Annotated in this window: 12 protein-coding genes; 3 read left to right on the forward strand and 9 right to left on the reverse strand. The window is 61.5% G+C overall.

Going from position 1 to position 12,249, the window contains the following annotated elements; translation table 11 throughout:
• Positions 1 to 10: 10 nt before the first annotated feature.
• From EHW12_RS27020 to EHW12_RS27035, 4 genes are all read right to left on the reverse strand, one after another.
• Positions 11 to 1,177 carry an alkane 1-monooxygenase gene (locus EHW12_RS27020; RefSeq protein WP_125052183.1) on the reverse strand — a complete coding sequence of 389 codons (1,167 nt, stop codon included), beginning with the start codon at positions 1,175 to 1,177 and terminating at the stop codon, positions 11 to 13.
• A 420-nt stretch (positions 1,178 to 1,597) separates the two neighbouring features.
• Positions 1,598 to 2,581: an ABC transporter substrate-binding protein gene (locus EHW12_RS27025; RefSeq protein WP_030536016.1), complete on the reverse strand. Its 984-nt coding sequence runs from the start codon at positions 2,579 to 2,581 to the stop codon at positions 1,598 to 1,600.
• Between the two features lie 94 nt (positions 2,582 to 2,675).
• Positions 2,676 to 3,533 (reverse strand): AraC family transcriptional regulator, encoded by an 858-nt coding sequence (locus EHW12_RS27030; RefSeq protein ID WP_007730877.1) that lies wholly within the window; start codon positions 3,531 to 3,533, stop codon positions 2,676 to 2,678.
• Complete coding sequence (locus tag EHW12_RS27035) at positions 3,530 to 4,474, reverse strand: D-cysteine desulfhydrase family protein (RefSeq protein ID WP_007730875.1); 945 nt, start codon at positions 4,472 to 4,474, stop codon at positions 3,530 to 3,532. Before EHW12_RS27035 ends, EHW12_RS27030 begins: the two co-directional genes overlap by 4 nt.
• A 56-nt stretch (positions 4,475 to 4,530) precedes the next feature.
• Here EHW12_RS27035 and EHW12_RS27040 point away from each other — a divergent pair, with 56 nt between their 5' ends.
• Positions 4,531 to 5,217, forward strand: a complete 687-nt coding sequence (locus EHW12_RS27040; protein WP_007730873.1) for a dienelactone hydrolase family protein — start codon at positions 4,531 to 4,533, stop codon at positions 5,215 to 5,217.
• 13 nt (positions 5,218 to 5,230) lie between these two features.
• Here the strand turns inward: EHW12_RS27040 and EHW12_RS27045 are convergent, their stop codons facing one another.
• From EHW12_RS27045 to kynB, 3 genes are read right to left on the reverse strand one after another with little or no spacing between them, the layout of a single operon-like run.
• Positions 5,231 to 6,664: an amino acid permease gene (locus EHW12_RS27045; protein WP_007730871.1), complete on the reverse strand. Its 1,434-nt coding sequence runs from the start codon at positions 6,662 to 6,664 to the stop codon at positions 5,231 to 5,233.
• Positions 6,665 to 6,716: 52 nt separating this feature from the next.
• The gene (gene kynU, locus EHW12_RS27050; protein ID WP_125052185.1) at positions 6,717 to 7,982 is read right to left on the reverse strand and encodes a kynureninase; all 1,266 of its coding nucleotides are present in this window, start codon (positions 7,980 to 7,982) and stop codon (positions 6,717 to 6,719) included.
• The gene (gene kynB, locus EHW12_RS27055) at positions 7,979 to 8,710 is read right to left on the reverse strand and encodes an arylformamidase (RefSeq protein ID WP_030536022.1); all 732 of its coding nucleotides are present in this window, start codon (positions 8,708 to 8,710) and stop codon (positions 7,979 to 7,981) included. The genes kynU and kynB overlap by 4 nt, the downstream gene beginning before the upstream one ends.
• 137 nt (positions 8,711 to 8,847) lie before the next feature.
• Between kynB and EHW12_RS27060 the strand changes: the two genes are divergently transcribed.
• Both EHW12_RS27060 and EHW12_RS27065 read left to right on the forward strand, forming a co-directional pair.
• Positions 8,848 to 9,339, forward strand: coding sequence for an Lrp/AsnC family transcriptional regulator (locus tag EHW12_RS27060; protein WP_007730865.1), 492 nt, complete (start codon positions 8,848 to 8,850; stop codon positions 9,337 to 9,339).
• 83 nt (positions 9,340 to 9,422) lie between these two features.
• Positions 9,423 to 10,397 (forward strand): phosphotransferase, encoded by a 975-nt coding sequence (locus tag EHW12_RS27065; protein ID WP_030536023.1) that lies wholly within the window; start codon positions 9,423 to 9,425, stop codon positions 10,395 to 10,397.
• Between the two features lie 49 nt (positions 10,398 to 10,446).
• Here EHW12_RS27065 and EHW12_RS27070 read toward each other — a convergent pair whose 3' ends face one another.
• Positions 10,447 to 11,073, reverse strand: coding sequence for an MBL fold metallo-hydrolase (locus EHW12_RS27070; RefSeq protein ID WP_030536024.1), 627 nt, complete (start codon positions 11,071 to 11,073; stop codon positions 10,447 to 10,449).
• Entirely contained in the window at positions 11,070 to 12,158 is a 1,089-nt protein-coding gene (locus EHW12_RS27075; protein ID WP_030536025.1) for an S-(hydroxymethyl)mycothiol dehydrogenase, read from the reverse strand. Before EHW12_RS27075 ends, EHW12_RS27070 begins: the two co-directional genes overlap by 4 nt.
• Between the last annotated feature and the right edge of the window lie 91 nt (positions 12,159 to 12,249).

Below are 12,249 nucleotides of genomic sequence, written 5' to 3' on the forward strand. Positions count from 1 at the left end.
GGGATGCGGATCAGCCGACGTTGATTCGTTCTGTGTCGCCGTCGTAGTAGTCCAACAATCTCTGATCCATCACCCGGCGCCACAGCGGTGGAATCCACGCGATCACGATCATCATTGCGTAGCCGGCCGGAAGTTGCGGCGCTTCGGCCGCGCTACGCAGACTTTGGTACCGCAGCTTCGGGTTGGCGTGGTGATCGCTGTGCCGCTGCAGTTGGTAGAGAAACAGATTGCTCACGACGTGATCGCTGTTCCAACTGTCAGCGGGGCTGGCGCGAACGTACGAGCCGTCGGCACGCTTGCCACGCAGCAGGCCGTAATGCTCGAGGTAGTTCGCGGCTTCGAGGAAGGTGAATCCGGCAACTGCCTGCAGCAGGAGCCAGGGCGCGACCTCCCAACCGAAGATACCGATCAGCGTCGCGAAGAGGACAACACTCATCGCCCAAGCGTTGAGAATATTGTTCTCGAAGCTCGAGGTTCGTTTGCCTTTCCTCTGGAGTCGAGCGCTCTCGATGCGCCATGCCGAACGCAGCCCGCCGAACACACTTCGTGGCAAGAACCTCCAGAAGCTCTCACCGAACCGTGAGCTGGCCGGGTCCTGCGGAGTAGCTACACGCACATGGTGGCCGAAATTGTGTTCCACGTAGAAGTGCCCGTAGAGAGATTGCGCAAGCGCCACTTTCGCGAGCCACTGTTCGATCTTCTCGCTCTTGTGGCCGAGTTCGTGGGCCGCGTTGATACCGACGCCGGCGACGACGCCCACCGTGAACGACATCGCGATCTTCTCCGCGATTCCCATCGGAGCGTTGATCCAGCACCAGCAGGCGAAGACCAGACCGGCGTATTGCAAGGGGAGGAACGCGTAAGTGCACCAGCGGTAGTAGCGGTCCTTCTGCAGTCGTGGGATCGCATCGTCCGGCGGACTTTCGCCGTCTTCACCGGCCAGCATGTCGATGATCGGGATGACGATGACCAGTAGCCACGCGCCGGTCGCCCAGAACAATCCGAGACGAAGGTTGTCGACGAGAATCCAGGAGAGGAACGGGCTGAGTGGAATCAGCAATCCGAGCGGCCACAGGTACCTCTTGCGGTCGCGCCAGCGCGGATTTTCGCCGGACGGCGAGTCGGTGTTCTGGACAGCGTTCGATTCGGTACGCCGTGCGTCGGAAGTCGCTGTCATTCGCCGATCTCGCCTTTCGTCCCCTCGAACGATTCGCCCCACGCACCGTTCACGCTCAGCAAACCAGAACTAATGTCCGGACGGGTATGGTCCCGAAATCCAGAGCGCCCTGCTCGAAAGACGGCACGAGCGCTTGTACTCACCAAAAACACCCCCGCACATCACTGCTCACCCCGACAGTAGATACGGACAAAATACCCCACGGATCTGCGGGGATGGCGACCACCTCCGCACGTCGCCGAGGATCGATGATCCCTGCCAAGGCAAGGTCGAACCGCGTCGCCCTCGTCGAAGTAACGGTAACCGGCAGTGACAGAAATCATAAGCAGAGGACAGGATTTCCGCTCGTAGTGGCGACCAAAAAGACTGCGCGCCCTCAACTGGTCAGTTGCGGGCACGCAGTGAAAAGGTGAGCAAGCGTCAGAGCGTTGCAAACACCTTCGTTTTCACTTCGTTCAGCCAACCGTTCGCGGTCACGAAGTCTGTGACGCTCGACTGCAATCCGAAGACGTGCCCGGCCTGCGCCGCCGGCAGCCTCGTGAAGAGGTTGTCGTCGAGGACCGCCTGAACCGCCGCACTGGTCGACCCGTCCGCGTTCAGCGGATACAGCACGACCGTCACGCCGTTCAGGATGTCGGCCAACTGCTCCATCGGATAGGACGCGTATCCGGCATCGGTGTAATTGGTCGGAACACCGGGCCCGTACGCCAATCCGAGTTCGTTGACCACCAAATTGCCGATCGCACCGGTGGGCTGCTGAACCGAGAAAGCGCCGGGCGCGTCTCCGAGTGAAATGTGAATCCACTTGTTGGTCGCGATCACGTCGGCGTACTCGCCACGGACACGTTCGAGATTCTCTTCGTAAGCAGTCCGCGTCGACTCGAGCACGTCGGTCTTGCCAATTGCCTCAGCAAGCTCGGTGGTGATCTTCTTCCAGTCGCCTCGGCTCTCTCCCTTGACGATGACGGTGGGTGCAATGCCGGACAGACGGTCGAACGCCGCTTGGTCCACCTCGTCGGCGTCGCCGACAATGATGTCGGGATCCGCCGCAGCGATCGCTTCGAAGTTCATTTCCCCGAAAGGCCCGATGGTCGGGAGCCCGTCGACGAAGGCCTGCTGCTCCGGCGTGAATTCACTGATCCACTTGCCGTAGTCCTGCACAGCAGCCGGTTTCACTCCGAGGGACATGAGCTGCCAAGGAGTGTCGTACGACGCGGCGACGACGCGCTCAGGTGAAACCGGAACCTCGATGTCCCCGTACGCCGACGCGACGGTCCGGACGTCCGTCTGCTCGGAGTCGGCCGACGACGAGGAACAGCCGGTCACCACCATCGCACCTACGACGGCAACCGCCGCCGCTGCAATGACTCTGGAACCGAAAGAAAATGATCGAATTGCGCGCACGCAGAACTCCTACAGGGTGATTGTTTAGCCAACCCTAAGTTCATTCTGCGGCACGGCACAAGTCCGATCGAGATGCTTTGAGTCGCTGTTCGGACTAGTCCTGTAGCCAATCGGTCATTGGCGCGCGCGGATGATCGATCAGGCTTGCAAACTCCCCCGGCGTCACGCCCATCGTTCGAAGAAAAGCCGCACCGAACGCGCTTTCGGAACGAAAACCCGTCTTCCGCGCCACAAACGAGATGCTTCGACCGAGTGCCAGAAGTTGCATCGCGTGATGAGCCCGCAATCGCATACGCCATTCCGAGAAGGTCAATCCGGTTTCGGCCGGAAACCGTCGTGTGAGAGTCCTCGTACTGACCTTCGCGTCGGTGGCCCACTCCTCGACCGATCGGGTGTCGGCCGGGCTGGCAACCAACTGATCTGCGATCTGCCGAAGCCACGGCGTCGTCGGCAGCGGCACATCGAAAATCAGTCGCGGAACGGGTTCGACGAGGTCGATGGCAAACGCCTCGGCTCGTCGACGAGCCGCGTCGGTCAAGTCGTCTCGGGTGAGGTGATCGAGTACTTGTTCGAGCAGCGGAGGGGTGGACAAGGCCACCACACGATCCAACCCGGTCACATCGGATGCCACCAACCACGTGCACGACAATTCTGTGCCGCTGCGCGCTGTCACCTCGTGGGGAACAAAGGACGGGATCCACAGACTGACTCCGCTCGGCACCGTGTACACAGTCTCCGGAGTACGGACCTCGAGGACACCGTCGATCGCCCACAGCAATTCGTGATCGCTGTGGCGGTGCATCTCCCACGTGTAGTCGGAATCGACGGCCAGCCGATTGGTCGCCAACCGCAAGTACCCGTCGGCACTGACGCGCAGCGGTCGAACGACGCGTTGCCACTCGGACAGTTCGTCGAGCGGACTGCTGAGCGGGTAGTCGATCTGCTCGCTCACCGCAGCGTCGACAGTTCGGGATGTCCGAACAGGCCAGGCAACCCACCGGTGTGCAGGAAGACCGTTTTTGATCCCGCCGTGATGGCTTCGTCCTTCACGAGTTGGATCAATCCCGCAAAGGCTCGGCCGGTGTACGTCGGGTCGAGGAAGATGCCCTCCGTACGAGCCAATAATCGAATCGCGCCGGCTGATGCTTCCGTGAGCGTCGAATATCCTTGTCCAACTTGGTTTCGCAGGATCTGAAGATCTGCGGCTCGCATAGCCGGACCAGGCATCTCGTCCAACAACCCAGCGACAGTCGACACTGGATCGGCAACAGCCCCGACATCAACGCCCACAACTCTGTCGACGCCCAGATGCGCGACAAGTCCAGCCATCGTTCCACCCGATCCGAGTGCAACCACGACGCGATCGACGCCGGAGAGTTGGTGCTCGATCTCGCGTGCGCAGTCGACGTAACCCTGCGCGGCCACCGCGCTGGTACCACCGAAGGGAATGACAAAAGGAACTCCGCCCGAGTCAGCAACGGCCTGCGCCGCGGCGTCGAGCGCGGATGCCGTGTCCCCACCGGCCCAGACGATCTCAGCGCCCGCGAGTGCATCCAGAACGAGATTTCCCTGCGCGGATTCCGGCTCGGCACCACCGAGCACCAGCACACAACGCAATCCCAAACGGGCTGCTGCGGATGCAGTCAAGCGAGCGTGATTGCTTTGCGGTGCACCGGTAGTGATCAGAGTCGTCGCGCCGACGGCCAAAGCCTGAGCGCAGGTGTACTGCAGCTTTCGGATCTTGTTGCCGCCGCCGCCCAGGCCGGTGACGTCGTCACGTTTGATCCACAGGTCTTCCGGCCCCAATCCGAGTGCCTGCGCGCAACGCGCCAGAGGTTCGACGGGCGTCGGCCAACTGCCCAAGCTGATCGGCTGTACGGCGGAACTCAACATTTGACGAGTCTAGTTCGACGGTCCGTCTACAGTCTGGGCTCGCCTACAGTCTGGATATGGGAACTTTCACGACGACCACACACGACGTGCCGCTGACCGTCAGCCGACCGGATTCGCCAGGAGAACCGAAGCATGCGGTTGTGGTTCTCCAAGAAGCGTGGGGCGTGAACAAGCACATCGAGAGCATCCTCGAGCGTCTCGCCGATGGCGGCTACCTTGCCGTCGCCCCGCATCTCTACCATCGCGGCGCACAGACCTCCTTCACCGACTTCCCGTCCGCGAAGGATGCGCTCATGGCACTCGACGGCACAAGCATCGGCCACGACGTACGTGCCGCCGTCGATTACAGCCGATCCGAGGGAGCAGACAAAGTCGGCTCCCTCGGATTCTGCATGGGCGGCACCGCATCCCTGTGGTGTGCCGCCGTACCCCTCGTCGATTCCGCTGTCACGTACTACGGTGGCGGCGTTGCAGAAGCCCGATGGGATGGGATTGCCGCAGGCACCGAACTTGCAGCGCAACTGCAGGTCCCGTGGCTCGGTCACTACGGCGACCTCGATCCCAGTATCCCGCCGGAGAGCGTCGAGCAATTGCGCGCAACCGCGTCCGATCTCGCCCGGGTGTACCGCTATGCCGACGCCGGCCACGCGTTCAACAACGACACTTCGGCCAGCCACTACGCCCCGAACTCTGCTGCCCTCGCGTGGACCCGCACTATGGAGTTCTTCAACGAAACCCTTTGATTGCCAGCGCGAGTCAGGGCACCCGCTTGACCACCGTGCCGGTGATCTCGTCCTGAACCTGCTCAGCCGTCACCGCTCGACTCTGTGCCCGACGTGAGCGGGTGAAGTAGTAGATGCCGATCACGGCGAGGACAAACGGTACTCCGAACACCAAGGTCATCTTGAAATCCTCGACCCACAACGTCGTGACGAGGATCGCGACCATGAGGACACCTCCCAGTATCGTCCCCACCGGGAAGAACGGAATCGTAAAGGAGAGTGTCCGTCCTTCGCTCGCCATCCGCTTGCGAAAGAACCAGTGCGTCACGAAGATCAGCAGCCACGTCGCCATTGCCCCGAACATCGACAGCGAGATCATCAAGGTGAATGCCTGCTCGGGAAAGAGAACGTAGACGATTGTTGCGACGGCGATACCCGACGTCGACAGCAGCAAGGCATTGACCGGTGAGCCGTTGGCCCTGACCTTGCCGAGAATGGCCGGCGCGTCACCAGCACGGGAGAGCGAGAACATCATTCGCGAAGACACGTACAGCTGACTGTTCATCGCGGACAGCGCGGCGATGATCACCACGAAGTTCAGCACACTGTCTGCGCCCGGAATCTTCACAACCTGCATCACCGTGACGAAAGGGCTTCCGCCACTCAATATCTTGTCCATCGGAGCGATTGCCAGAATCAAAGCAAGGGTTGCGATGTAGAAGACGAACAGTCGGACGATCGTCACACGGAATGCCTTCTTCACCGCCACCGTGGGGTTTTCCGCCTCACCGGCCGCAATGGCGATCATCTCGATGCTCAAGTAGCTGAAGATCGATACGATCACGGCAAACCACATGCCGGACAAACCATTCGGAAAGAATCCGCCACCGGCCGTATAATTGTGAAATCCGTAGTCCGGGTTTCCGCTACCGAACACGACGTACGCTGCCATCACGATGAACGCCACGATCGCGAAGACCTTGATCGTCGAGAACCAGTACTCCATCGTTCCGAAGGCCTTGACGTTGAACATGTTCACGCCGATCAGCACTCCGGAGAACAACACGATCCACAGCCACGACGGTACGTCGGCGAACCAGAACTGCATGTATTCACCGATCGCGGTGACCTCGGTCCCGACCGCGAGGACGATGCATGACCAGTAGAGATAGCGAACGAGGAAGCCGATCAACGGTCCGACGTAGAATTCTGCGTACGCACCGAACGAACCTGATGTCGCATGTGCAACAGTCATTTCAGCGAGGGCACCCATCAGCAGGAGGGCGATCAACCCGCCGATCGCGTAACTGATGATGACGCTCGGGCCGGCAAATCCGATGGCGAACTTACTGCCGAGGAAGAGTCCGGTGCCGATTGCACCGCCGAGCGCGATCATGCTCATCTGCTTGGGGCCGAGTTCGCGTTTGAGACCTGATTCTCGCTGCTGAATGTTTTTGAAATCACTCATGAAAGCTCCTTGCGAAAGGCGGTACCTCCCGGTCCGCGGAAACTTGGAAGAATCAGGTGACTGCGTCGCGCTCACGGAATTCGGGGCGATCCCAGGACTTGTTCTCGAGGATGTCTCGCAACACGTCGACGGCGTTCCACACGTCGGCGTATCCGAGATAGAGCGGAGTGATACCGAACCTCAGCACTCCTGGTTCGCGGTAGTCGCCGATGACGCCCCGCGCGATGAGAGCCTTCATGATGGAATAACCCTCGGGATGAACAAAACTCACGTGCGAGCCACGACGCTCGTGCTCGCGCGACGTGATCAACTCCAAACCGTAGGCAGCGCAACGCTCCTCGACGAGGCTGATGAAGAGATCGGCCAGCGCGAGCGACTTGCTGCGGATGTCGGCCATGTCAGCTTTGAGCATGATGTCGAGACCACATTCGACGAGTGACAACGACGTGATGGGTTGAGTACCACTCAGAAACCGTCGTATTCCTGCGCCCGGTTCGTAGGCCGACTCCATCGCGAACGGTCGCGCGTGCCCCCACCACCCGGACAGCGGCTGGATTCCGGTGTTCTGATGGCGACGGTTGACCCAGATGAATGCAGGTGAACCCGGACCGCCATTGAGGTACTTGTACGTACACCCGACCGCGAAGTCGGCGTCGGCACCGCTCAGATCGACAGTGACGGCGCCGGCCGAGTGTGCGAGATCCCAGATCATGAGGGCGCCACGTTCCTGCACTGCTGCAGTGACTTCCGTCATCGCATACAGGTTTCCGGTGCGGTAGTTGACGTGCGACAACATCACTACGGCGGTGTCCGGTCCTACTGCTTCGGTGAGGTCGCCCGGTTGGTCGATCAGGCGTAGTTCGTATCCCTGATCGAGCAGCGAGATGATGCCCTCCGCAATGTAGAGGTCAGTGGGGAAATTGTCGCGCTCGGAGACGATCACCTTCCGGCTGGGATCCTGAGCAGCCGCGATGGACAGCGCGGAGGCCAATGCCTTGAACAGGTTGATCGACGTCGAATCCGTTACTACCACTTCGCCTTCACCTGCTCCCAGCAACGGGGCAAGTTTGTCACCGAGGCGGACCGGGAGGTCGAACCATCCAGCCTCGTTCCAACTGCGAACCAAGCCGTTGCCCCACTCGTCGCCGATCACTCTCGCGGCGCATTCCTGCGCGGCAATGGGACGCGCGCCGAGCGAGTTTCCGTCGAAGTAGAGAACGCCCTCCGGAATCGCGAACTCGCGGCGGAACTCCCTCAGGGGATCCACTGCGTCGGCCTTGACGCAGTCTTCCAACGAAAGTGTGGTTGTCGATGTCATGACGATTCTTCTCCTGCATGTGTCGGCGTTGAGGGTGATGAAGGCAGAGTCCGGAGCACGGCGCGTACCGGGCTGGCATCGAGGTCGAGGAACTTCAGCGGCAGTGCGATCAACTCGTAGTAGCCTTCGTCGACGTCGTCGAGGCAAAGTCCTTCGAGGATCGCGACGCTACGATCGCTTGCCGCGTGGTGCCCGTCCATGGTCTTGCTGTCCATCGGATCGAACGAGGCGCCGTCGATTCCGATCAGAACTCCACCGCGGTCGGCGAACCAGTGGGTCAGCTCCGGAGATACACCGGCGAAGTCGTTGTCCCACTCGCGCGGGTACTTCGGGTACGTCCTCAGAATCAGCCGCTGCGGCAGATGTCCGCCGAGTCGCTCCACCGTCTCTTCGACGGGCCTGATGCAGGCGGCACCGTCGACCCCCGTCATGTCGACCACCAGTGCTTCGCCGAGATAGGGCTCGAGGGGAACGGAACCAATGGTCGCGCCGTCGATGCGAGTGTGCGCCGGCGCATCGGCGTGAGCACCGATATGCGGAGTGGTGGTGATTCGGTTGATGGTGACGGCGTCACTGCCGCCGAGGTCGGACGTGACAGCGCGGGTGAAGGCGGTATCGCCTGGCCACACGGGCGTCGATTCGGAGATCGGCGGGCTGATGTCGATCAACCGCGCCCTCCAGTCGCCCGTGTGTCCGTCGCCCGTGTGGCGGCCGATCCTCGGAAACATCCAGACCCCTTCGTCGCAACAGTCGACTGTGTCGATCTCGACCGTTTGATAATTCGATGTGTTTGGCAAAAGCTAGGATCATCGACGGGCGCGGTCAATAGATGCTGAATATTTTCGCGACGGCAGGGAGAAATCGGATGATAAATGCGATCGAACGGGCAGCTGCCGCAGCTCGGCCGAATCATGTTCGGCTCGACGACGTCGATACAGCGATTCTCCGCGAACTCGTCCGGGATGCACGCATCCCCAACAACGCACTCGCCGAGAAGGTCGGGATAGCGCCGTCGACCGCTCTGGCGCGGATGCGTGCGCTACGCGAATCGGGCGTCATCAAGGGGTTTCACGCAGACATAGACCTCGAGCTACTCGGCCTCGAGATCTCGGCGATGGTGTCGATTCTGATTCACTCCCACGCCAGGAGCCGGATGACGGAAATTGCCGAGCACCTGAGCGGATTGGATTCCGTTCAGCGAGTGTTCCTGATGAGTGGGGACCGTGATCTCCTGGTACACGTGTCGTGTGAATCCCCCACTCGGCTTCGCGATTTCGTCAGCGCGCACCTCAACGATCCGGCCATCGCCAATACCCAGACCAACCTGATCTTCAGCGAACTGAGTCAAGGCGGCTGAACTGCAGCTGTCGCCAAGGCGTCTTCGAGTGCTTCCGAGATCGGCACCTCGATTCGAACTTCTCCCCACTAGAGTCGAACAGCATGTTGCCACTCGGGTTGTCCATGCTCTGGGAATCGGTGGAGTCGGAAGCCGCTCTGAAGCAGCGATTCGGATTCAACAGCTTCGGCGCAGCCACCCATTGGGTCTCGGCGGTACTCGAGCAGACTTGGGGATTGACGGCCCTCGAGTGCTCGCGAATGGCGATCAGTGACCAGAACGCGATTGTGTGGGTTGCGAGCGACCGAGGTGGGCTGGTGGTGAAGTGGTCGCGCGACACAGAGCGCTTCGCGAACCTGGAGGCGTCGACGCGCCTGCTGAGCGCACTCGCCGCGCAGGGCGTGCCCGTTCCGTCACCAATCACGTCCCTGAACGGATTGGACCGGGAAACACTGTTGGACCGGGAAACACTGGAAGGGCCTTCGTGCGCAGTGTCATTCACCGTACTGCCGGAGTTGGCGGGAGATTGGTTGGACGTGCAAGACCGCGCGGCGGTCCGTTCGGCAGGAGCATGTCTGGCAGAAATACACCGAACGCTCGGCGCCACCCATGTCGACGGATCGGTTTTCTCGTCGCGCAGCACCGGGTTGAAGGAGCGCATCGGTGGTTGGCTCGCGAATTTCGACCGCGGGTTCGCGCCTGAGGCAACGCGTAGGCTCGTGGGCCTCCTGGCGCGTGCGTCCGAGCTCGATGACCAAACACAACTGGTACACAACGACTTCCGTGCAGCCAACATCTTGACTCGAAACTCTCGGACCACCGGAGTACTCGACTTCGACGACGTGGTGATCGACCACCGGGTGAGCGACCTGGCCAAGGCAAGCGTCTATCTGGGCACCCTGTTCACCGATTGGCGACCGACACCGATCGCGGTACGGCAGAGCCTGCGCGCCGGCTACGAATCCGTCCGTCCCCTCAGCCGATCCGAGACAGAATGGTTCGAGATCCTCGAACTGTGGCACGGCCTGATGGCGATCCCGGGTGAGAACGACACCGCCGGTTGGGCATCAGCGTTGTGACAAAAGTGGGGACGCCGGTACCGGCGTCCCCACTTCGCTTCTGATCACATCAGGATCCGGCGCGGATCCATTCTTCGAGATGCGGCGCCTCGGTACCGATCGTCGTGCCGTCGCCGTGACCGGTGTGAACCTTGGTCTCGGCGGGGAGCGCGAACAGCTTGTCGCGAATGGACCCGATGATGGTCGGGAAGTCGGAGTACGACCGCCCCGTTGCGCCGGGTCCACCGGAGAACAAGGTGTCGCCGCTGAACAGTTCCCCCGCCTCGGGCAGGTAGAGGCAGGTCGACCCCGGGGAATGGCCCGGTGTGTGGATGGCCAGAATGTCCGTACCCGCCACAGCAATACGCTGATCATCTTCCAAGCTCAGATGCTTCACCCCGGGGTGAGTCATCTCCCAGAGGACATCGTCGGCCGGGTTCAGGTAGATCGGAGCGTCGAGCTTCTCGGCCAGCTCCGGCGCAACCGTGACGTGATCGTTGTGACCGTGGGTGCAGACGATTCCGATCACCTTGCGTCCACCGACAGCGTCGATGATCGGCCGCGCGGTGTGCGCTGCGTCGACGATCACCACTTCGTTGTCGTCACCGATCAGCCAGATGTTGTTGTCGACGTCCCATGTTCCGCCGTCGAGGCTGAACGTGCCCGAGGTGACGACGCGATCGACACGCAATGTCACAGGACCACCACCGAACGAAGGACCTCGCCGCGGTGCATCGTCTCGAAGGCCTTCTCGACCTCGTCGAGCTTGATGCGCTCGCTGACGAACTTCTCGAGCGGCAGACGCCCCTGCTGGTACAGGTCGACCAGAACGGGGAAGTCACGCTCGGGCAGGCAGTCGCCGTACCACGACGACTTGAGGGCTCCGCCGCGCGAGAAGAAGTCCACCAGAGGCATTTCCAGCTTCATGTCCGGCGTCGGAACTCCCACCAGCACTACGGTTCCCGCGAGGTCGCGGGCGTAGAACGCCTGCTTCCAGGTCTCGGGACGGCCGACTGCGTCGACAACCACGTCGGCGCCGAAACCTCCGGTCAGCTCCTGGACTGCTTCGACGACGTCGTCGACCTCGGTCGCATTGATCGTGTGCGTGGCACCAAGTTCCGTGGCCCACTCCAGCTTTCGTGGATCCCGGTCGATGGCGATGATGGTATTGGCACCGGCCAGGCGTGAACCCATGATCGCTGCGTCGCCGACGCCGCCACACCCGATCACAGCCACCGAATCACCGCGTCCGACGTTGCCGGTGTTCATCGCGGCACCCATGCCGGCCATGACGCCGCAACCGAGCAGTCCGACGACAGCCGGATCGGCCGAGGCGTCGACCTTGGTGCACTGGCCTTCGTGAACCAGCGTCTTGTCTGCGAATGCGCCGATGCCGAGTGCCGGCGTCAGTTCGGTGCCGTCTTCGAGCGTCATCTTCTGCTCGGCGTTGAACGTGTCGAAGCAGTACTGCGGGCGGCCACGCTTACACGCACGACACTGCCCGCATACGGCACGCCAGTTGAGGACGACGAAGTCGCCCACCTCGACGTGAGTGACACCGGGGCCGACGCTCTCGACGATGCCCGACGCCTCGTGCCCGAGCAGGAACGGGTACTCGTCGTTGATTCCGCCGTCGCGGTAGGTCAGGTCGGTGTGGCACACACCGCACGCTGCAATGGCGACCACTACCTCGTTGGCGCCGGGATCGGGAATCGTGATGGGGACGATTTCGACGGGGGCACTCTTGGATCGGGCGATGACGCCGCGTACCTGCTGTGGCATGGCTTTGCTCCTGGCTTCGTGCGATTGAGGACGTGTCGTCACATGGCGCCGTGTTTTCACATTGCGATATGTGCACTCGTTGAAAGGTTAG

The organism is Rhodococcus sp. NJ-530 (genome assembly GCF_003860625.1).
Taxonomy (GTDB): Bacteria; Actinomycetota; Actinomycetes; order Mycobacteriales; family Mycobacteriaceae; genus Rhodococcus_F; species Rhodococcus_F qingshengii.

What these genes read in the sequence shown, in the direction of transcription:
- EHW12_RS27065 (WP_030536023.1), top strand. Translation starts at nt 9,423, where the DNA reads ATGTTGCCACTCGGGTTGTCCATGCTCTGGGAATCGGTGGAGTCGGAA.
- kynB (WP_030536022.1), bottom strand. Translation starts at nt 8,710, where the DNA reads ATGTTTCCGAGGATCGGCCGCCACACGGGCGACGGACACACGGGCGAC.
- EHW12_RS27020 (WP_125052183.1), bottom strand. Translation starts at nt 1,177, where the DNA reads ATGACAGCGACTTCCGACGCACGGCGTACCGAATCGAACGCTGTCCAG.
- EHW12_RS27075 (WP_030536025.1), bottom strand. Translation starts at nt 12,158, where the DNA reads ATGCCACAGCAGGTACGCGGCGTCATCGCCCGATCCAAGAGTGCCCCC.
- EHW12_RS27045 (WP_007730871.1), bottom strand. Translation starts at nt 6,664, where the DNA reads ATGAGTGATTTCAAAAACATTCAGCAGCGAGAATCAGGTCTCAAACGC.
- EHW12_RS27040 (WP_007730873.1), top strand. Translation starts at nt 4,531, where the DNA reads ATGGGAACTTTCACGACGACCACACACGACGTGCCGCTGACCGTCAGC.
- EHW12_RS27035 (WP_007730875.1), bottom strand. Translation starts at nt 4,474, where the DNA reads ATGTTGAGTTCCGCCGTACAGCCGATCAGCTTGGGCAGTTGGCCGACG.
- EHW12_RS27060 (WP_007730865.1), top strand. Translation starts at nt 8,848, where the DNA reads ATGATAAATGCGATCGAACGGGCAGCTGCCGCAGCTCGGCCGAATCAT.
- kynU (WP_125052185.1), bottom strand. Translation starts at nt 7,982, where the DNA reads ATGACATCGACAACCACACTTTCGTTGGAAGACTGCGTCAAGGCCGAC.